This is a genomic window from Streptomyces sp. V1I1 (assembly GCF_030817355.1).
Lineage (GTDB): Bacteria > Actinomycetota > Actinomycetes > Streptomycetales > Streptomycetaceae > Streptomyces.
This window is the reverse complement of the sequence record NZ_JAUSZH010000001.1, coordinates 3,924,720-3,944,916: the sequence shown is the minus strand read 5'-3', so window position 1 is coordinate 3,944,916 and position 20,197 is coordinate 3,924,720. Positions and strand designations below refer to the sequence as shown.

The following is a 20,197-nucleotide window of genomic DNA, read 5'->3' as shown; positions in this document are numbered from 1 at the left end:
TCCTGCTGAGACCACACGTAAAGGCTCTACTCGGCGATGCGTACCAGCGCGAACGTGATGTTGTCCGGCCCTCCGGCCGCGATCGCCGCCTTCCACAACTCGAAGGCGGCCCTGCCGTCGTCGTGCACCCGCAGCAGGCCGTCGAGCTCATCCTCAGGCACCGGGTCGGTCAGCCCGTCGGTGCACACCAAGTAGCGATCGCCGACCGACAGCGCCGAGGCCGCCACATGGGGCGTGATCGCGTTGAACGTGTGGCTGCCGCCGAGCGTCTGTGTGACCGCTGACGTGGTGCGCTGTCCCGGCCGCAGCGGCGGGCTGTCGTCCACGCTCACCTGGCGAAGCCCCTTCTGAGCCGCGTCGAACACCTTGCTGTCGCCGACGTTGAACGTCAGCAGCGACTCCGTCAGGACGACGGCACCCGCGACCGTGGTCCCCATGGTGACCAGCTCAGGATGGTCGCGAGCGGCCGAGTACACCGCGTGATTGCAGAGGTCCAGGGCGTCACTGACGGCTTCCTCGTCGTCCAACGAAGGGCCGAGCGAGGCGAGTTGGCGGACCACCAGGGCACTGGCCACTTCGCCGGCCGGCTGCCCGCCGAGCCCGTCGGCGACCGCGACGACAAGCGGTGTGCCGATAGGAAACAGCAGCGTTTGAGGATTCTCGGTCACGGTGCCGCACAGCGTCCACGGTCCGACGACGAGGCTGTCCTCGTTGTGCTCGCGGATCAGCCCGACGTGGCTCAACGCAGTCACTGCTATGTACGGCACCGGAATGTCCCGCCTCTCGGCAACGGCAGGCGTGCCCCTCACCACCATTGTTACGCCGCCGACGCCCGCGCGGAGGAGGCGGACGAGGCGGACGAGGCGGACGAGGTGGACGAGGTGGACGAGGTGGACGAGGTGGACGAGGTGGACGAGGTGGACGCGGAAGCGATTCAGCCCCGCAGCAGCTCCGTGGTCACCAGGGCGACCTGCACGCCGCCGGTACCGGACTGATGCGCGCCGGGCGCGTCCACGTCTGCCATGGCGGCAGACTGGGTGGACCGTCCGTCGGCGCAGTGGTCCGTGGCCGCGGCCCGCGCGGCGGCCACCCAGTGGGCCCGAGCCCTCAACGGGACTCGGCTGCTGTGCACCGAGCTGTTCAGCACCGACGGATGCGAAGGCGGTGAACCCGTGCCATGGACCTCGCCCCCGACGTACCCGCGCTTGTACGTGAGCTGACCCGGCGGGCCGACCCCCTGCGCCTGCGCCATGACGTGGAGTACCTCGCCGACCGCCCGCGCAGCCGCACCCGCGCCCCCGAAGCCATGCTGCGCGCCGAGGCCCATGTGACGAGTGAACTGGCCGCCGCGGGCTGGCGGACCGAGCGCCGGCCCTTCGACGTACGGTGGCGACTGGGCTCCACCGACCGCCACGGCCATCGGGCGCTCGCACTCACACTCCGCATGCACCGGCGGCTGACCGGCGCGAACCTCGTGGCCGGGCTGCCGGGAGACGACGATCGCCCCACGGTGGTGGTCGGAGCGCACCTGGACACCGTCGCCGGCTGCCCCGGCGCCGACGACAACGCCTCCGGCGTCGCCGCGCTGCTGGAGATCGCGCGCCTCCTCGGCGGGCTGCCGCGACCGCCCGCGGTCACCCTCATGTTCTTCGACATGGAGGAGCTGGGGATGATCGGTTCCCGGTTCGCCGCCCGGCGGCCGGGCCGTACCCGGCAGGTCACGGGCATGATCTGCCTCGAGTCGGTCGGCTTCTTCGCGGACGAGCCCGGAACCCAGCTGCTGCCCGCCGGGTTCGGCGTGGCCTTCCCCCGCGTGGCCGCCGCGGTCCGCTCGGCCGGGCAACGGGGCGACTTCACCCTCGTCGTCCACCGGCGCTCGACGGCGGCGGCGGCCTCCCTGTGGCGCCGGGCGGCGGGCGCCGCCGAGCCCCCACTGCCCGTCGTCACCCTGCGCGACCCGCGACCGGACGGCCTGCTGGGCGCGCTCGTCGGCCTCGCGGTGCCGCCGGTGAGCCATCTCGACCGAAGTGACCACGCGGCCTTCTGGAACGCGGGGATTCCGGCCCTGATGCTCACCAGCACGGCGAACTTCCGGAACCGCAATTACCACCGGCCGACCGACACTCCGGACACCGTCGACTACCGGCGTCTGGCGGCCGTCGCCGTCGCGACCGCCGCCACGGTCACGTTCTGGCCTGCCGGCGGGACCGGTTGATCCCGGTCTCCACCCGTCTCGGAGGGCCGAGATCGGCGGAACCACCGTAGAAGCCCGCACGCGGCCCCAGCCTTCCCTACGCTGGATACGACTGGTCCCATACGCATGACGAGGTGGGTGGGCCACCTCGGAGGGCGACTCGGCCGGCGAAGACTGGTCGGAGGCGAGGGATGATGAGGCGTGGCGTTATCCAGCCACGGTTGCACCCGGTGATCCGAGCAGACCGTGCCCACTCCCGGGCAGACCGTGCCCACTCCCGGCTACGGGGGCGCTGCGAGCCGTGAGAGAGAAGATCCGGGTATTCGGCGGGGCGGTGCTGGCCGCTGTCTATGTGCTGGGCAAGAGGGACGACAGTCTGCGACTGGCGGAATGGGTCGGAGATTCCGGTGCCATGTACGGGCTGTCGTCCTCCTATCCCCTGTCCGGTCATGCACCCGTCGTGGAAGCCTTCCGCACCGGCCGCGCCCTGTGGTTGAACGGGGAAGGGCTCGCCGCGTACGGCGAGAACCCCGGTGAGGCCCCTGAGCAGACGCTGCCCGCCGACATCTCGCTGGGCGCACTGCCGCTCGGAGCGAACGGCACTCCGCTGGGCTGCCTGGTCGTCGTGGACGACGTGGGCAACGGCTTCGACGCCGAACGGCGCAACTTTCTGGAGCTCTACGCCGACCAGGTCGCCGCATGGCTCGAAGCGACCGGCGAACCGAACAGTCACGCAATCGGCCGTACGGGGCGTCGGCCGGTACTCGGCCCTGCCCTGGAACGCCTCCGTGTCGGCTCGTTCACCCTGGTCCTCAGCAGCGGGCAGATCGAAGCGGACGACCGGGTGCTCGACCTCGTCGACATCCCCCGGGACGAATTCGACGGACGTGTCGAGACCCTGCTGGCGCACACCGTTCCTGACGACCTGCCCGCGCTCATGTCCATCGTCGAGCCGGGCCATATGACATCCGGCGGCCGGGACCTCGAATTCCGTGTCCGCCGCCCCACCGGCGAGCTGCGCTGGCTGCGCCTGCGGTGCCGGGTGCTGGCGGACGGCGCAGGCAAGCCGGAGCGGGTGCTCGGCGTGGTCGCCGACGCCTCGCATCTGCGGCCCAGCGCGGACGAGGTCTCCAGGGTGCAGCAACTGTCCGTCGCCCTGGCCGGTGCGATGACCGTCCGGGACGTCAGCAGGGCCGTGGTCGCCGCCCTGCGCGACCCGCTGGGAGCCGATCGGGTGGCTCTCGCCGAACTCGAGGGTGACCGGCTGGTGGTCACGGTCCTCGACCCGCCGGAACCCGATGCCTGGCCGGAGCTCTGGCGGTCCGAATGGCGGTCCGAGTGGCCCGATGCGCCCGCCTACGCCCTGCCCACGCTGGAGGCCGCGCTGCGCGAGGGCCGCGCGAGCCTGTGGACGGCGGGCTCCGACCTCGAACCGGGCCTCCTCGGCATCGGCCCCGGCGGCCTCGCCGTCCTGCCGATCCCGGCCGAAGGCCGGGTGGTCGGCGGGTGCCTGGTCGGCTGGGACGAGCCGCACGCGTTCGGCCCCGAGGAACGGTCCATGCTCACCGCGACCGCCGGCCTGGTCGGGCAGGCCCTGGTGCGCGCCCGTGCGTTCGACGCCGAGCACGAGCTCGCCACGACGCTTCAGCGCAGCCTGCTGCCGCGCAAGCTTCCGCGGCTGCCCGGCGCGGTGGCCGTCGCCCGCTATCTGCCCGCGACGGTGGGACTCGAGGTGGGTGGCGACTGGTACGACGTGATCCCGCTGTCCGAGAACCATGTGGCGCTGGTCGTCGGGGACGTACAGGGGCACAACGCCGTCGCCGCGACGATCATGGGCCAGATGCGTACGGCGATCAGGGCCTACGCCGTGGAGGGCCACCCGCCCGACGTGGTCGTCTCCCGCGCAAATCACCTTCTTGTCGGCATGGAGACCGACCTCTTCGCCACCTGCTGCTATGTCGCCATCGACATGGAGGAGGGCAATGCCTGGTGCGTCCGGGCCGGGCACCTGCCGCCGTTGCTGCGTGCCCCGGAAGGCGTCACCCGGGAGGTGGAGGTCGAAGGCGGGCCTCCGCTGGGCGTGCTCGCGGGGGCCCAGTTCCCGATGACCGCGGTCGCACTGGCTCCCGGCGCGGTTCTCGCCCTGCTGACGGACGGCCTGGTCGAGTCATCGAGCCTTCACCTGGATGACGGCATGCGCCGTGTCTGCGACGCGCTCTCCACCGCCGACCCGTCCGACGCCGGGCGGATGGCCGATGAGCTGCTCGGCGGCGTCAACCGGCGCGACGACGACGTGGCGCTGCTGCTCCTGCGCTACGACGGGCTGGGAGTCCGGCCGCTCCGGGCGGGCTGGACGGTGTGGAGGCTGCCCGACGCGGTCGCGCACGCGCGCCGTTTCACCTCCCGTACTCTGCGCTCCTGGCGCGCGACGGACGAACGCGTGATGGAGCAGTCGGACACGGTCCTGCTGACCGTCTCCGAGCTGGTCACCAATGCCCTGGTGCACACCCAGGGCCCGGTGCGCCTCGACCTCATGCTGGCCGGGGACCGGCTACGGGTGGCGGTGAGCGACACATCACCGCGCGCGCCCGTCAAACCGGCGAGTATGGACTGGGAGGCGACCGGCGGCCGGGGGATCCTGCTGGTCGAGGCGGTGTCGGCGTCGTACGGCTCCGTGCCGCTCAGCGGCGGCAAGCAGGTGTGGGCCGAGGTCGTCATGCCACCGCGCGAGCCCTGACCGGCCGGGCTCCGGCCGGCCGGGTGGTGCGCACGCCCGCCGTGACGGGCATGCGCACTCGACGTTCACCCGCTCTGAACCACCGGCCTGCTACGGCTTCCACCATGCCGCAGAGGCATCGCGCAGAGTGTTGGTGCCGCAGTGCACCTCGCCCATGCCGACGTGATACGTGTGCCAGTCGTCGATGTACGACACCTTCATGCCCGCCCCGCTGTACGCGGCAGTCACGGCGGAGGTGAATATGTCCTTGCCGCCGATGACCGGACCCCATTGCCGCGGGGCCAGGTAGCGGTCCCGGCCGAGCAGGATCCCGTTGACCGCACCCGGAACGTAGGCGCTGGTCATAACGGATTCCGGGGCCGCGCCGCGGTCGTCGTGCCTCGAGAGCTCCTTCTGCTGCCCGTACTCGCGGACCGCGTCCGGTACCTTGCCGGCGCCCATCCGCGACAGCCGCGGCATGCGGTCGCCCCGCTCGTCGTCTCCCGTACCCCTTGTGTACAGGGCGGGCACCCGTACCACCTCGGCGTCCGTCACACCCGTCTCGCGCTTGAGCACCTCCAGATTCGCCGCGATCCGCTTCGCGGCCATGGTGTTGTCGGCCACCAGCCACTTGGAGCCGAGCGCCTGGTCGATGGTCTCCTTGGGGGCGGGCAAGTCCTTGCTCCCCGGCACGGAGAACATCCGCGTCTTGCCGTGGCCGGCCTGCTGGGCCTCGCGCAGCAGCCGCAGCCCCGCTTCGGGATCGGCTATGCCAATCTTCCAGCCGCGCGGGGTGTCCGCGGGGAGGAACTGGACGAACTCGTCCACGTGACCCACATGCAGCCATGAGGTGTCCAGAAGCAGCGGGTCCTGGAAGCCCTGGGACTTCAGCAGCGTCCGCATCACCTGCGCGGGCTTCGAGCCGTTGTCCTTGCGCTCGCCCATGATGATGCGCCCGGCGGGGAAGGACCGGCCGCCGTGGTCGTACGGAGGGATGGTCTCCAGATTCCCCATCGAGTTGAGGGTCCACTCCTCCGAGTCGCGGACCCCGGACACCTGCACCACGCCCACGCCGTTGCCGCGCAGCTTCTCGAACAGCTCCCGGCCGGCCGGGCGGTCCGCCTGCGCCGACCGCAGCATCACGCGTATCACCTGCCGGCGCCCACCGGGGCCGGTCAGGCTCACGTAGCCGGGCTCGACGAAGTCCTGCGCCCAGACGTCCCCGTACTTGTCGAAGGTCGCCAACGGCTTGTCGATCCCGGCCGACTTGACCTCCGCCGCGAGGCCCTTGACGAACGCCTGCTGCCGACGCGCGTATTCGTCCTTCCCGGGCACCTTGGTTACCAGCAACTGCTGCGCGTTCTGCAGGTGATGGTGCGTCAGCAGCGGGGCGACCCGCAGGGTGACCTCGTCGGAGGTGCTCTTCCCGCCGGAGGCCACGGTCAGACGGATCACGGAGCGACCGCCCCAGCGGGCGTTGTCGCGTATCACGTCGGTGCTCTCGACCCCGAATTCCACACCTGCGCGGAGCTCGGCTGCGGACAGGCGGGTCTTGGCCGTGACCCAGGTCCAGCCGGTGGAGCGTTTGACGAAGATCCGCGTGTTCTTGGCGCCGGCCACGACCTTCAGGGTGCCCGTAGCCGTGGCGGGCAGGTTCGCCATCGGCACGGAACGCACCCGGGCCAGGTCGGCCGTGTCGGCGGAGCCGTTCACCGTGGTGTCAGCCGCGTCGTTGCACGCGGCAAGCTTGGCGTCCGGGAGCGGCTTGCCGCCCGGGCCTTTGACCGCGCACCGCTTGGTGTCGTCGTCGATGTTGGGGAGGAAGACCGCTCCCCTCGCGGGGGACCAGCTGTCCTCACCGCTGGTGTCCGTCGTACCGTCGACGTCCACCCGCCCATCCCGGTTCACGTCCGCCCGGAGGTCGACGCGGGGCGGCTCCGCGGCGAACGCCGGTGACACGGGCGCCAGTACGGCCCCGATCACGGTGATGGTCAGTGCCGCGTGTCTCGCATGGCTCGTACTCAAGATGCGTCCCTTCCTCAGGCTCGGTGCTACCGAGCCCGAAGAGGACAGGGACGCGCGGTGCGTTGCCTTCCGGCGCCGGGATCATCCCGGAGGCATGCGTGAGTGCGACTGGTGGAGGAGGCGGTGTCAGCCCAGGGCATGACGAAGAATCAGGGGCATTGGGGTATTGCCGCGGGCTTCACATCTGACGGAGCCGCGCCGCAACGGCAGGCAGCAGCAGGCGGCCCTGCGTGTCGTACGAGCACGACACGCAGGGCCGCAAGACCCTCAACGGGGGTGGCGCGTCAGGCGCCGGGTGCGCGGTAGTCCGCCTTCTGGCGGACCGCTTCGTCGATTTCCTCGGGCGTCAGCAGCACGACCGTGCTCGTGCGAACGCCACCGGCCGCCGACGTGATCAGACCCATGGCCGCGGCGTGGGCATTGCTCGGCAGGTCAACCGTGACATAGACGTCCTCGTCGCCGAATGCCCAGTGCATTGATTCGAGCCGGCCCCCCAGGCTCTGGACCATGCGTTCGACGACCTCACGGCGCGCAGTGCCGCCTTCTTTGAGCAAGCCTTTCAGTCCGTCGACCGTCAACTTGGCCCTGAAGAGGTATTTCGACATCGGTCTCCGCCTTTCACGTACGTGCCGCCTGCGCGATGTGCGAGGGATTCGCAGCGCTGTGTGGCCGTACATCCATCGTCGCCCTGCCCCAGCACGACTGCATCCCGGCAGGGCGCCTCGCTGTGGCCCGCTCAGGACGTGGATCGCGCCGCCAGGGACGGAGGCGTACGGCTCGCCGTCCGGCCCAACGCGGCCGCTGCCCGGGCGAACTTCGCGGCGTCCAGCAGGGCCGCACCGCCCAGGTCGTTGTTGAAGTACACAAATACATCGTTCTCGTCGGGCCAGGCGTCGGCGATGCGTCGGGCCCAGGACTTCAGCGCTTGGCGGCCGTAGCGCGGCGGTGGCTCGGAGATGCCGCCGTGGAATCGCACGTACCCCCATGACGCGGTGCGCCACAGTGGCGTCACCGGGCGGGACCCCCGATCCGCCCAGCACAGGGCGCTGCCGTGCCGTTCCAGCAGCGCCCGCAGTTCCCGCTCCGCCTCCCACCACGACGTGTGGCGGAATTCGACGGCCACCCGAACCGTGCCGGGAAAGCACCTCAGGCAGGCGTCCAGAGCCTCGATGTCCTCCCGGAAGTGGGCAGGCAGTTGCAGCAGGACGGGCCCCAGCCGGTCGCCCAGGCCCTCGGCGCGATCCATCAGCCGGCGCACCGGCTCCTCGGGGGCGCGCAGCCGCTTCATATGGGTCAGATAGCGGCTGGCTTTGACCGCCATGACGAACCCCTCCGGCGTCCGCTCCCGCCAGGAGGCGAAGATCTCCGTGGTGGGAAGCCGGTAGAAGGCGTTGTTGTTCTCCACGGTGGCGAAGTGCCGGGCGTACTCCTCCAGCCACAGCCGCTGCGGTGTCCTGGGCGGATAGAGAACGCCGCGCCAGTCCTTGTACTGCCATCCCGAGGTTCCGACGAGCATGGGCATGGTCCGATCCCTGCCCAGGAGAAAAGAAAATATCGCCCCATTCAGGGCATATCTCTACCGCCCGGCCCCGCGGGCAGGTGACGATCAGGACAGCGTCTGAATGACCTCGCGCACCTGGCCGGCGACCGAGTCCGGCAGCGGGGCGTAGTGGATTTCGGGGAGAGCCTTCTGCCCTTCTTCACCGGCGGTATAAGCCAGGAAGGATTTCAGGGCGGGAAGGGTTTCGGGCTGGTTCCCTGTGTCGCACACGATCTCGTAGGTGACCTGGACGATCGGATACGCGCCTTCGGCGGAGGTTCCGTAGTCGAACTTCAAGGTCAGGTCCTTGCCCGTGCCGGCGATTTTGGCTTCGGCCATGCCGGCGGAGGCGGTCTTCGGCGTTGGGGCGACGGGCCGGGAGGCTCCCGTGTCGATCCTGACCGTACTGATCTTGCCGGCAGCGGCGAAGGACAGCTCGAAGTAGCCGATCGAGCCGTCGAGCGACTGCACCTGCGACACAACTCCGCTGGATCCGCTCGCGGATTCACCGCCCTTGCCCTGCCAGGACTTCTTCACCGGGTGGGGCCAGGAATCACTCGCGGCGCCGGCCAGGTAGGCATTGAGATTCTGGGTGGTACCGGAGTCGTCCGACCGGTGCACGGGGTGGACAGGGATCGACGGCAGCTTCGCGTCCGGGTTCAGCCGCCGGATGTCGGGGTGGTCCCAGGAGGTGATCCGCGCGTCGAAGATCTTCGCCAGGGTCGGGGCGTCGAGCACCAGATCGTCCACGTCCTGAAGGTTGTAGCCGATCGCGATGGGGCCGCCGACCATCGGAAGGTCAATGGCCCTGCCGCCCGCGCAGACGTCCTTCGACCACTGGACCTCTTCGGGTTTCAGCGCGCCGTCCGAGCCGCCGAAGCTGGTCGCCCCCCGGAGGAACTGGGCCACGCCGGCGCCCGAGCCCAGGGGGTTGTACTTGATCTGCACTCCTGTGCACGCGCGTTGGTACTGCTCGATCCAGTACGTCATTGCGTTCTGCTGGGCTGTTGACCCTGAGCCGGGTACCTGACCCTGCGAGGCGCACTCGATCCGGGCCGCGGCCGGGTCGGAGGATGAGGTGTCAATGGCGGGGGAGCCGTCCGTGTCGCAGGAGGCCAGCAGCATGCTCGTCAGCGCGGCCGCCGCGGCGAGTGGGATGCGTCCCTTCGTGCGTCGACGCTGCACTCTCGTTCTCCTAAGTCGCCTGTCGCCCGGGAACATGCTCGGCGATGCGCTGCGCCCTTGGGCGACATCCGTACGAACATCAGCCGTCGTGCCGTCGTATTCGGGGTGAGCCGGGCGTGCCCAATCGCCCTGTTTTGATAAATGTCTATGTTGACGCCCATCGAAACAGGTGGGATGCTGGGAGCGCAAGCCATCGATAGATGTCGAAACAAAGGGGAGTCATCGTGACCGTGCCGATTGCCGATGTGCCCATCGCGACCCTGCCCACCGTGGTGGTCGGAGCCGGCCCGGTAGGCCTGGCCGCCGCCGCCCATCTCGTCGAGCGCGGCATCGAGCCGCTGGTCCTGGAAGCGGGACCGGCCGCCGGCAGTGCCGTGGGCGAGTGGAGCCACGTACGTCTCTTCTCCACCTGGGCCGAGCTGGTCGACCCGGCCGCCGAGAAGCTGCTGGCCCCGACCGGCTGGACCGCGCCCGACGGGACCACGTACCCCTCCGGCGGTGACTGGGTCGAGCGCTACCTGAAGCCGCTCGCCGATGTGCTGGGCGACAAGGTCCGCTTCGGCGCCCGCGTCACCGGCGTCTCGCGCGTCGGCCGCGACCGGGTCGTGGATGCCGGCCGCGGCGAGCAGCCCTTCACCGTGCACGTCACGAACGCCGACGGGACCGAGGAACGCCTCGCCGCCCGCGCCGTGATCGACGCCTCCGGCACCTGGTCCACCCCGGGCCCGATCGGCGGCGACGGCCTCCCGGCCCTCGGTGAGCGCGCGGCCGCCGACCGTATCTCCTACCGCGTACCGGACCTCAAGGACCCTGCCGTACGGGCGCGTTACGCGGGCAGGCGCACCGCGGTCATCGGCTCCGGCGCCTCCGCCTTCACCGCCCTGGCCTACCTGGCCGACCTGGGGAAGGAGACCCCGGGCACCCACACGGTGTGGATCGTGCGCCGCGGCATCGGCGGCTCCACCTTCGGCGGCGGCGAGGCGGACCAGCTCCCCGCCCGCGGGGCACTGGGCCTCGTGGCCAAGGCAGCCGTGGACGACGGATACGCCGACGCCGTCACCGGATTCCGTACGGCCGCCGTCGAGAGGACCGGCGACCGGCTGGTGCTGCTGTCCGATGACGGCCGCCGACTCGACCCGGTCGACGAGGTCATCGTCCTCACCGGCTTCCGCCCAGACCTGTCGTACGTCTCCGAGCTCCGCCTCGCCCTCGACGAGCGCCTCCAGGCCCCGGTAGCGCTTTCCCCGCTGATCGATCCGAACGTCCACTCCTGCGGCACCGTCTACCCGCACGGCGTGAACGAGCTCTCCCACCCAGAGAAGGACGTCTATCTCGTCGGCATGAAGAGCTACGGCCGCGCCCCCACCTTCCTCGCCATGACCGGCTACGAGCAGGTCCGCTCCATCGCCGCAGCCCTCGCCGGAGACCAAGAGGCGGCCGAACGCGTCGAGTTGACTCTCCCGGAGACCGGAGTCTGCGGCGGCGCCGGCCTGTTCGACGAGCCCGACGCCACCAAGGCGGACAGCGAAGGCGGCGGCTGCTGCGCCGCCCCGTCCACCCTCCAGATCGGCGTCGGAGCTCCGGCTTCGTCAGGCGGCTGCTGACCACTGTGCCCAGCCTCGACGTCAGCAAGGCCGCGACGGGAACAGGGGACCGGTCGCGGCCTCGCGCGGCTCTGCCTGCCCTGTGCGCCACCCAGATCACCAGCTGGGGAATCGTCTACTACGCCTTTCCCGTCCTGCTCCCGCACCTGACCGCGGACACCGGCTGGTCCACGAGCGCCGCAACCGCGGCCTTCTCCGGCGCCCTTCTGATTTCGGCCCTCGCCGCAATACCTGTCGGCCGCATCCTCGACCGCCGAGGCCCCCGCGCCGTGATGACCACCGGATCCGTGCTCGCGGTCGCCTCCGTACTGGCGATTGCCGCGGCGCCGAACCTCTACGTGTTCACCGCCGCCTGGCTCGCGGCCGGTGCCGCCATGGCCGCCACCTTCTACCAGCCGGCCTTCGCCGCACTCACCCGGTGGTGGGGCCCCGACCGCGTCCGCGCCCTGACGATCGTCACGCTCGCAGGCGGCCTCGCCAGCACGCTTTTCGCACCCCTCACCGCCACGCTCGTGGGCCACCTCGGCTGGCGCACGACCTACGCCGTGCTCGCCGCGATCCTCGCCGCCGTCACCGTCCCGGCCCACGCCCTGGCCCTGCGCGCCCCCTGGCCACCTGCCCCACCGGCCGCGTCCACGACCAGCCGCACGCCGATCGCCCGCAGCCGCCCCTTCCTTCTGCTCACACTCGCCTTCACTTTCTCCGGTTTCGCCATGTACGCGGTCGTCTTCGGACTGGTCCCCCTGCTCACCGAACGCGGCGCCGACCCCACAACCGCGGCCTGGGCACTGGGACTCGGTGGAGCGGGCCAGACCCTGGGCCGTACCCTCTACGCCACCCTGGCCCGCAGAACCGGCGTCACCACCCGCACCGCCGTCCTGATCACAGCAGGCGGCGTCACCACTGCGGCCCTGGCCCTCGTCCCCGGCCCGATCCCGCTGCTGATCCTGCTCGCAGTCCTCGCCGGAGTCGTACGCGGCAACCTCACCCTCCTGCACGCCACCGCCGTCACCGACCGCTGGGGAACGGCTCACTACGGCCGCCTGTCCGCACTGCTCACCGCTCCCGCCACCGTGGCGGCAGCCCTCGCCCCCTGGGCCGGGGCCGCACTGGCCGGCCGGCTAGGCGGCTCCAGTGGCCTCTTTCTCGCGCTCGCGGCGGGCTCCGCCCTGGCGGCCGTTCTGGCCGTCGCATCGGGGCGTCCCGCGAGGCGGCACCGATGAGGAAGACCGGGCCGCGGGTCGAGGACATCCCTTTCAGCCATCCGCTGGAGCCGCTCACCTGAAGGCCGCACCCCGAGCCGTCGGCGCTCGGCGACACCGGTGCGCTGGTGCCGGCTCGGCCCGGACGTCGGTGTGGCCGGTGAGGGGGGCGACGACAACCCGCCATTGCCGCATAGCAGTTCCCGGAATGCTCTGCCGGTCGGCGTCGGCCTCGCTTAACTAACGAACAAGACCCGTTGCCATCTCGTTAGTATTGTACTTCTTGACGCTTTTGTCGGGGCAGAGTTGACTTCCAGCCACCTCGGCCGCAACTACGTGGCCAGTCAGGGAGGTTGATTTCCACCGATGAACGCACATATGCGTCGCGCCGCCGTTGCTGTCGCTGCTTCTGTGATGGCCGTCTCGCTCGCTGCCTGTATCAGCGCCCAGGGCTCGGGAGTGAAGACGAGCGACGACATCACTGTCGGTCTACTCCTTCCGGAGAACCAGGCTGCTCGCTACGAGAAATTCGACAAGCCGGTCATCGAGGAGAAGATCAGACAGCTGACGAACGGCAAGGGCAAGGTCCTCTACGCCAATGCGAAGCAGGACGCCGCTCTGCAGACGCAGCAGGTAGAAACCATGATCGAGAACAAGGTCGACGCCCTGATCGTGGACGCGGTCGACTCCAAGGCCATCGCCGACTCGATCAAGAAGGCCAAGGACGCGAACATCCCGGTCGTCGCCTTCGACCGTCTGGCCGAGGGCCCGATCGATGCCTACACCTCGTTCGACAACCAAGAGGTCGGCCACGTCCAGGGCACAGCGCTGCTGCAGGCGCTGGGCTCCGGCGCCAAGGCGGGCGAGATCGTGATGATGAACGGCGCGATCACCGACCCGAACGCCGCGCAGTTCAAGAAGGGCGCGCACGCCGAGCTCAACGGCAAGGTGAACATCGGCAAGGAGTACGACACCAAGGAGTGGAAGCCGGAGAACGCCAACGCCAACATGGAGGCCGCGATCTCGGCCCTCGGCAAGGACAAGATCGTCGGCGTCTACTCCGCCAACGACGGCATGGCGGGCGGCATCATCACCGCCCTGAAGGCCGCCGGCGTCTCCCCGCTGCCGCCGGTCACCGGCCAGGACGCCGAACTCGCCGCCGTGCAGCGCATCGTCGCCGGTGAGCAGTACATGAGCGTCTACAAGCCGTACGCCCCGGAGGCCAACGCCGCGGCCGAGATGGCCATCCTGCTCGCCAGGGGCATGTCGCTCAACTCCATGGCTCAGGCGGACGTCGACAGTCCGACCAACAAGGGCATCCCCTCGGTGCTGGTCCCGGTCATCTCGCTGACCAAGGACAACATCAAGGACACCGTCGTCCTGGACGGCGTCTACACCGTCCAGGAGATCTGCACCCCCAAGTACAAGACCGCATGTGACGACCTCGGTCTGAAGTAGATCGCGAAGAGAGGCCCTGGCGTCGGGCGTACCACCTCGGCCCGGCGCCAGGCACCCATCTGGGGTTCAGCTCCGGTTCAGCTGCCGAGGGCCACAATCGGGGCATGCGGGTTGTGGTCGTAGAGGACGAGGAGCGTTTCGCCGGAGGGCTGCGAGGCGGCCTGGAGGCGGAGGGCTTCGCCGTGGAACTGCGCGGTGCGGTCGACCGTAAGGACACTGCCGCGGCGACGAAGTCGGCGCCCCGGCTACCGGCCGCACTGGCGGCCGGTCAGCCTTGATCCCTGCCACGGCGATGCCGAGCGCGGCCGTCTGTCACGGGTTGCGTCGGTGGGCTGGCCGACTGACGGCTGTCGCGTCGGCCATGCCGGCTGAGGGACCTTGCCATAGCGCTGCGCCGGGCGCAATCTTGTGGTGTGGGTGCTCAGGACGGCCCTACGCTCATCAATTCCGTGCAGCGAGCCTTCCGCTTGATGGAAGCCGTGGGGGCACACGAGGGCGGCGCCCCGGCGAAGCAGCTGGCACGCGAGGCAGGACTGCCCCTTGCCACCACCTATCACCTGCTGAGGACGCTGGTCCACGACGGGTACCTGCGGAAGCTGGACGACGGCGGGTTCGTCCTGGGGGACAAGCTGGACATGCTGTACGCCGGAAGCCGCGGGCAGGCGCTGCTCACCCGTATCCGTCCCACGCTCGTCGCTCTGCGGGACGAACTGTCGGCCGCCGCCTACCTGACCTTTTACGAGGAGGGCGAGATCCGGGTCGCCGAGATCGTCGACGGGCCCCGGGCACCTCGGGTCGACCTCTGGGTGGGATTCGAGGATGCCGGGCACGCCACGGCGCTGGGCAAGAGCGTCCTGCGCGAGCTGGACGACGACTCCCGCAGCGACTACCTCTCCCGGCACGCTCTCGCCGAGCTCACGCCCCGCACCATCACCCAGCGTTCCGAACTGCTCCGGCGACTCGACTCGTCGCCCGCCGGCCCGGCCGTCATGGACCTTGAGGAGTACGCCCTCGGTACGGTCTGCGTCGCCGTGCCCGTATACAGCGGGAACACGCTCGGCTCGCTCGGTGTCTCCGTCCGGGCAGACCGGCTCTCCCGAATCGATCAAGTCCTCGCGCAGCTGATCCCGACAGCGAGCCGCGTGACCAGGGGCCTTTCGCTCACTATCTGAAAATTCTGCCCTTGTGGCTCACCCCGAACCCCTGTTCCCTGGACAAAAGGGGCGCTCAGGCGTCGCGAACGGATCAGGGAGTTGCGGACGGAACATGAGTCAGGCCAGAGACCACCAGCGCGACCGCCCACTGACCTGCAGTCTTACGAAGCGGGCGGCCTGCTTTGGGGCACCGGCCCAGCCGGACGGACGCCCGGGGGCGGCCCCGGCCTCGGGGACAGCGACGCTGGACCAGCCAGGCACCGCCGCCCTCCTCGCCGCTGTGCCCGCACTGTTCGTCTTTGCCGTTGCGCTCCTCACCCTCGTCAGCGGAGCCGGGACGACTTGGTTGCCGCTCCTCGCCGTCGGGCCCACGCTGGCCGCCGCCATCAGCAGGCCGTGGGGGGTCCTTCGTATCGGCTTCATCGCCGTGGCACTGGGTGCTGTTCTCGGCGACCGTGCCGGTGCGCCGGGCCGTGAGCAGGCAATTGTGCTGTCCGCACTGGTCGCCGTCACCCTCACGAGCAGCCTGGCCAGCGCGCTGCGCGGGCGTCGCGAGCGGGTACTGGAAGCCGTCCGCTCAGTCGCCGAGGCTGCCCAGCACGCCCTCCTCAAGCCCGTGCCTGCCACTGTCGGCCAGTTCCAGGTGGCTGTCCGCTACAGCGCCGCCGCGGCGGAGGCCCGAATCGGCGGGGACCTCTACGCGCTCGTGCCCACCCCTTACGGGATCAGGTTGATCGTCGGTGATGTGCGCGGCAAGGGGCTGCCCGCGGTGAGCACCGCTGCTCTGGTGCTCGGTGTCTTCCGTGAGGCCGCCTATGACGAGCCGGACCTCCTGGACGTCGTCGGCAGGATCGAGCGGAGCCTGGCGCGCAACCTCGGTCCCGACGACTTCGTCACCGCTGTGGTCGCCGGATACCCCGGGGCCGGGCACATGGAGGTAGTCAACTGCGGACACGCCCCTCCGCTGATGGTTCGCGGATCCGACGTCATGGCTGTCGAACCGACCCATCCGGCTCCGCCTCTCGGGATGAGCGCCCTCACCGGTGAGACCCCGAGCCTCCAGGTGCTGCCTTTCAGCGACGGCGACCAGTTGCTTCTCTACACCGACGGCGTCACCGAGGCCCGCAACCACAGTCGTGAGTTCTACCCGCTCTCCGAGCGGGTGGCGCGGCACTTGTCGGATGAGCCGTCCCGTACCGTCGCTGCGCTGCACGACGAGCTGCTGGCGCACGTGGGCGGCCGGCTCCACGACGACGCGGCACTGCTTCTGCTCCGGAAACCGGCCGTCGCCGGCTCGACGTCCGCTACTGACTGCTGAGTCACCTGGGAACGAAGGCGACCCGGAACATCTTGGGCCACGACTTGCCGGTGAGCAGGAACTGATCGGTTCCGGGAACGGCCGCAATACCGTTCATGACGTACGCGTGCTGCTTCTCGGCTGCGCCGAGGAGGGCCGGAGCGTCGATGTCTGCGGATACCGTGCCGGTGTTGGCGTCGATACGCACAATCCGGTCGGCAGGCCAGACGTTGGCGTACACGGTGTCGCCGACGCATTCCAGCTCATTCAGCCGTGCCAAGGGCTTCCCATGGGCGGTGACGGCAACATCCCCCGTCTTCACGAGTGTTCTGGGGTCCCGGAAAGTGAGCCGGGAGGAGCCGTTGCTCGTCACCAGCCGGTCGCGATGCCGCTGGTGGCACACTCCCCAGCCTTCGTCCTGGTAAGGGACCCGGCGCAACTCGGCCAGCGTCCTTGCGTCCCGTTCGACCGCGATGCCGTTCTGCCAGGTGAGCTGCCACAGAGTCGGCCCCATGACGGTGATTCCCTCGCCGAACAGCGGCGGGGACAACTCGGCGCGGACCGCGGGAGACTTGCCGAGCGGCCCCGCCCGAACCGAGGACTGTCCGACCACGCCTGTGCTCTCGTACAGCGTGCTGCCGTTCATCTCCAGGCCCTGGGTGAAGGCCGTCGGGTCATGGGGCAGGATCTCGAGGACTTCGACCCTCAATTGCTCGACCTTGACCTCGGCCCCTGCCGCGGCCCGCGCATGTGTGCCCGGGCCGCGGTCCCCGGCTCCGCCACCCCTCTCACAGGAATGGACGAGCATCCCACCGACCAGGGCCATAACCGCGACAGGGAGCACCACCGCAAGACGCATGACTACGGTCGTGTCTTGGCCGAAACCGGCACCGGCACCGGCAGAGGCGCCCCGTGCCCCTTGGCAGCCGGCCCTCGGCTGCGGACCCCTGCCGCCGAGCGTGACGACACGAGCGCGGTCAGCCGGGCTTTCCGGCTCTGCTTCGGCCGGTACTTGTACGCATAGCCGTACGCTTCGCCCTCCCCTCGCGCCGGAGCGCCATTCAGGACGGCCCCCAACACTGGGACACTGACGCGTTGGAGGATGCGCAAGGCGTCGACGACCTGGCTCCGGCTTGTCCGCCCGGCGCGCGCCACGAGCAGGTAGCCGTCAATGGCGGGTGCCATCGCTGCGGTGTCGGCAAAGGGGAGCACGGGGGGGGTGTCCACCACGACATGGTCGAATTGCTCGGCAAGAGTGTGCAGCAAGTCGCCGAAATAGGTGCTTCCGAGGAGCTGGGTCGGGTTGGGAGGAATCATCCCACTGGTGAGCACGGAGAAGGACCCGGCCGCCTGCAGTACCTGATGCACTTCGGCCCGGCCCACCAGCACTGTGGTGAGCCCGGCGTCCCTGACCAGACCGAGAGCGGGAGCGATCGAAGGGCGGCGCAGGTCGCAGTCGATCAGGCATACCCTTGCGCCCTCTTCGGCCAGCGTGGCGGCCAGGTTGACCGACACGCTGCTCTTGCCCTCACGGGGCAGCGGGCTGGTGACGGCGATCACCTTCGGCCGCCGGTCCACTTCCGCGAACTGCAGATTGACTCGCAGCTTCCGGAAGCCCTCCGCACGAAGGCCGTGCCTGTCGTCGCGCAACGAGACAGGCTGCCGTACGGCCTTCGGGTCCTGCACGATGCTGGACAGCACGGCGGGCCCCCCAGCCCCTTCCAGGCACTCGGCGAGGGCTTTGGAGTCGCGCATCGACGTGTCCACTGTCTCCACTGCGACGCCCAGCCCCAGCCCGAGAAGCAGGCCCACCGCCAGCCCGAGCGTGACATTGAGGGCGGTGTTCGGGGACGAAGGCGCGGGCGGCACGGCGGCAGGCTGGGTGACGGTGAGTCGTACCGGGGACGGGGATTTGCTTTTCTCCGGACGTTCCAGCTCCCTGATCACCTGGGCGAAGCGAGTAGCGACCGCATTGCTGATACGGGCGGCTCGTGCCGCACGGGTGTCGGTGACGGTCAGACGGACCAGCACCGTGTTGAGCGGCGCCTCGGCCGAGATCCGCGCAGCCAGCTGGGTCGGCGTCATCTTGAGCCGGAGGGATTTCACGACCGGCTTGGTCACCGCCGGGCTGGTCGCTACGTCGGTGTAGGACTGGACTCTCGCCTGGGTGAATGAGTTCCCCTGAATGAGCTGGGAGGTGTCGGCACCACTCTGGAGGGAAGCGAACAGCGTGGTCGTTGCCCGGTACTCAGGAGTCGCGACGGTACTTGTCAGGATGCCCGCGGCTGTCCCCAGCAAAGCCACAATGGCGATGATGCGCCACCGGCGGGAAAGGACTCGAAGGTAGTCGCGCAAATCCAAGGTCATCCCCGATCGGAGCAAATGAGTGAGTGAACGGTCACCCTAGGACCGCGCTGAGGGATTCAGGGCACATGGCATGCATGCTCACCTTTTCGTACCCCAACGGAGTGCATGGGCGGCCCTTCAGAGGCGCTCAACGGTTTCCGCGCGGCAGCGATTGCAGGCGTCGAACACGTAGTCGGCGACCTTCTCCACCATTGCGTAATCGAAGATGTCGTGGTCAGAGGCGATGACCACGGCATCGGCTGCGGCGACCTGTTCCTCGGTGAGATCGACGCACAGGATGTCCTCGGGCAGCCGAAGAGCGTCGACATGCGGTTCCACCGCCAGGACGTGAGCGCCCAGTTGCCTCAGTCCGAGAGCCACGGCAACCGCAGGGGACTCCCGAATGTCGCCGGTATTCTTCTTGTAGGCGAGCCCGAGGACCAGGATCTGGCTGCCGTTGACCGGCTTGCGGCGGGCGTTGAGCCCTCTGGCAACGCGCAATACCACATGGTCGGGCATATGGCTGTTGATGTCGTTGGCCAGTGTCACGAAGCGGAAGTCGTGCCGAAGCGTCTGTTTGACCTGCCACGAAAGATAGGAGGGATCAATGGGCAGGCAGTGCCCTCCGACGCCGGGCCCGGGCAGAAAGCGCATGAAGCCGAAGGGCTTGGTCGCCGCCGCGTCGATCACTTCCCAGATGTCGATGCCAAGTGGTTTGCAGAACATCGCAAGCTCGTTGACGAGGGCAATGTTGACATGGCGGAACGTGTTCTCCAGGAGCTTGGTCAGCTCGGCCGTGCGCGGTGAGCTCACCGGGACAGTACGGTCCACGACGTCGTCGTAGAACTGCTCGACATGTCGCAGGGAGATTTCGTTCAAACCGGAAACCACCTTGGGGGTGTTCTCCAGCCGCCAGGTCGGGTTTCCCGGGTCAATCCTTTCCGGGCTGTATCCCAGGAAGAAGTCCTTGCCCGCCCGGAGCCCGCTGCCCGCCTCCAGGATCGGGCATACCACGTGCTCGGTCGTGCACGGGTACGTGGTGGACTCAAGGATCACCGTGGCGTTCGGCCGGAGCTGCTGGGCGACTGCCTGTGCGGCGGTCTCCACGAAACTCAGGTCGGGGACACCGTCCTTCAGGGGAGTCGGCACCGTGATGACGCAGATATCGAAGCCCGCGGCATCGGCGTAATCGGTACTCAGGGAATAGCGGCCCGAGTTGAGGGCTGCCAGTAGGCGAAGTGACGTGACGTCCTCGGCGAAGGACTCGCCGGCAGCCAGACGCTTGACGCGCATCTCGTCCACATCGAGACCCACGACGCTGTGCCCGGCTTCCGCCACACGAACGGCGAGTGGAAGGCCTACGTACCCCTGGCCGACCACTACCACCTTCTTTGTTGCCACCGACACGGTGACTCCTCTCTGCTTGCCAAGCAGAATGTTTCGGAGGAATATGCCTGACACTCGCTCGACGCGGCT

Annotated in this window: 17 protein-coding genes; 9 read left to right on the top strand and 8 right to left on the bottom strand. The window is 69.2% G+C overall.

Annotation, left to right across the window (positions count from 1 at the left end; translation table 11 throughout):
* Positions 1-26 precede the first annotated feature (26 nt).
* Positions 27-767 (bottom strand): PP2C family serine/threonine-protein phosphatase, encoded by a 741-nt coding sequence (locus tag QFZ67_RS18495; protein WP_307662196.1) that lies wholly within the window; start codon positions 765-767, stop codon positions 27-29.
* Here QFZ67_RS18495 and QFZ67_RS18490 point away from each other — a divergent pair.
* From QFZ67_RS18490 to QFZ67_RS18480, 3 genes are all read left to right on the top strand, one after another.
* Positions 735-995: a hypothetical protein gene (locus QFZ67_RS18490; protein ID WP_307662195.1), complete on the top strand. Its 261-nt coding sequence runs from the start codon at positions 735-737 to the stop codon at positions 993-995. The two genes, QFZ67_RS18495 and QFZ67_RS18490, sit on opposite strands and share 33 nt — an antisense overlap.
* Positions 996-1,177: 182 nt before the next feature.
* A complete protein-coding gene (locus QFZ67_RS18485; protein WP_307662194.1) occupies positions 1,178-2,215 on the top strand; it encodes a M28 family peptidase in 1,038 nt (345 codons plus the stop codon).
* Between the two features lie 280 nt (positions 2,216-2,495).
* Positions 2,496-4,931, top strand: a complete 2,436-nt coding sequence (locus QFZ67_RS18480) for a SpoIIE family protein phosphatase (protein WP_307662193.1) — start codon at positions 2,496-2,498, stop codon at positions 4,929-4,931.
* Positions 4,932-5,021: 90 nt separating this feature from the next.
* Here the strand turns inward: QFZ67_RS18480 and QFZ67_RS18475 are convergent, their stop codons facing one another.
* The 4 genes from QFZ67_RS18475 to pstS all read right to left on the bottom strand — a co-directional run bounded on the left by QFZ67_RS18475 (position 5,022) and on the right by pstS (position 9,660).
* The gene (locus tag QFZ67_RS18475) at positions 5,022-6,935 is read right to left on the bottom strand and encodes a protein-arginine deiminase domain-containing protein (RefSeq protein WP_307662192.1); all 1,914 of its coding nucleotides are present in this window, start codon (positions 6,933-6,935) and stop codon (positions 5,022-5,024) included.
* A 284-nt stretch (positions 6,936-7,219) separates the two neighbouring features.
* Positions 7,220-7,540 (bottom strand): GYD domain-containing protein, encoded by a 321-nt coding sequence (locus QFZ67_RS18470; RefSeq protein ID WP_307662191.1) that lies wholly within the window; start codon positions 7,538-7,540, stop codon positions 7,220-7,222.
* A 131-nt stretch (positions 7,541-7,671) separates the two neighbouring features.
* Positions 7,672-8,457, bottom strand: coding sequence for a DUF72 domain-containing protein (locus tag QFZ67_RS18465; RefSeq protein WP_307662190.1), 786 nt, complete (start codon positions 8,455-8,457; stop codon positions 7,672-7,674).
* 84 nt (positions 8,458-8,541) lie between these two features.
* The gene (gene pstS / locus QFZ67_RS18460; RefSeq protein WP_307662189.1) at positions 8,542-9,660 is read right to left on the bottom strand and encodes a phosphate ABC transporter substrate-binding protein PstS; all 1,119 of its coding nucleotides are present in this window, start codon (positions 9,658-9,660) and stop codon (positions 8,542-8,544) included.
* A gap of 224 nt (positions 9,661-9,884) precedes the next feature.
* Here pstS and QFZ67_RS18455 point away from each other — a divergent pair, with 224 nt between their 5' ends.
* The 6 genes from QFZ67_RS18455 (at position 9,885) to QFZ67_RS18430 (ending at position 16,396) form a co-directional block, all read left to right on the top strand.
* Complete coding sequence (locus tag QFZ67_RS18455) at positions 9,885-11,264, top strand: NAD(P)-binding domain-containing protein (protein WP_307662188.1); 1,380 nt, start codon at positions 9,885-9,887, stop codon at positions 11,262-11,264.
* A 5-nt stretch (positions 11,265-11,269) separates the two neighbouring features.
* On the top strand, positions 11,270-12,487 hold the full coding sequence (locus QFZ67_RS18450) for an MFS transporter (protein WP_307662187.1): 1,218 nt from the start codon (positions 11,270-11,272) through the stop codon (positions 12,485-12,487).
* Between the two features lie 345 nt (positions 12,488-12,832).
* Positions 12,833-13,924: a sugar ABC transporter substrate-binding protein gene (locus QFZ67_RS18445; RefSeq protein WP_307662186.1), complete on the top strand. Its 1,092-nt coding sequence runs from the start codon at positions 12,833-12,835 to the stop codon at positions 13,922-13,924.
* Positions 13,925-14,028: 104 nt separating this feature from the next.
* On the top strand, positions 14,029-14,202 hold the full coding sequence (locus QFZ67_RS18440) for a hypothetical protein (protein ID WP_307662185.1): 174 nt from the start codon (positions 14,029-14,031) through the stop codon (positions 14,200-14,202).
* Positions 14,203-14,337: 135 nt separating this feature from the next.
* The gene (locus QFZ67_RS18435) at positions 14,338-15,096 is read left to right on the top strand and encodes an IclR family transcriptional regulator (RefSeq protein WP_307662184.1); all 759 of its coding nucleotides are present in this window, start codon (positions 14,338-14,340) and stop codon (positions 15,094-15,096) included.
* A 94-nt stretch (positions 15,097-15,190) separates the two neighbouring features.
* A complete protein-coding gene (locus QFZ67_RS18430; RefSeq protein ID WP_307662183.1) occupies positions 15,191-16,396 on the top strand; it encodes a PP2C family protein-serine/threonine phosphatase in 1,206 nt (401 codons plus the stop codon).
* Position 16,397: 1 nt separating this feature from the next.
* Here QFZ67_RS18430 and QFZ67_RS18425 read toward each other — a convergent pair whose 3' ends face one another.
* The 3 genes from QFZ67_RS18425 to QFZ67_RS18415 all read right to left on the bottom strand — a co-directional run bounded on the left by QFZ67_RS18425 (position 16,398) and on the right by QFZ67_RS18415 (position 20,122).
* Positions 16,398-17,234, bottom strand: coding sequence for a glutaminyl-peptide cyclotransferase (locus tag QFZ67_RS18425; RefSeq protein WP_307662182.1), 837 nt, complete (start codon positions 17,232-17,234; stop codon positions 16,398-16,400).
* 2 nt (positions 17,235-17,236) lie between these two features.
* Positions 17,237-18,742, bottom strand: coding sequence for a polysaccharide biosynthesis tyrosine autokinase (locus QFZ67_RS18420; RefSeq protein WP_307662181.1), 1,506 nt, complete (start codon positions 18,740-18,742; stop codon positions 17,237-17,239).
* A gap of 117 nt (positions 18,743-18,859) precedes the next feature.
* Positions 18,860-20,122 carry a nucleotide sugar dehydrogenase gene (locus QFZ67_RS18415; RefSeq protein ID WP_307662180.1) on the bottom strand — a complete coding sequence of 421 codons (1,263 nt, stop codon included), beginning with the start codon at positions 20,120-20,122 and terminating at the stop codon, positions 18,860-18,862.
* Between the last annotated feature and the right edge of the window lie 75 nt (positions 20,123-20,197).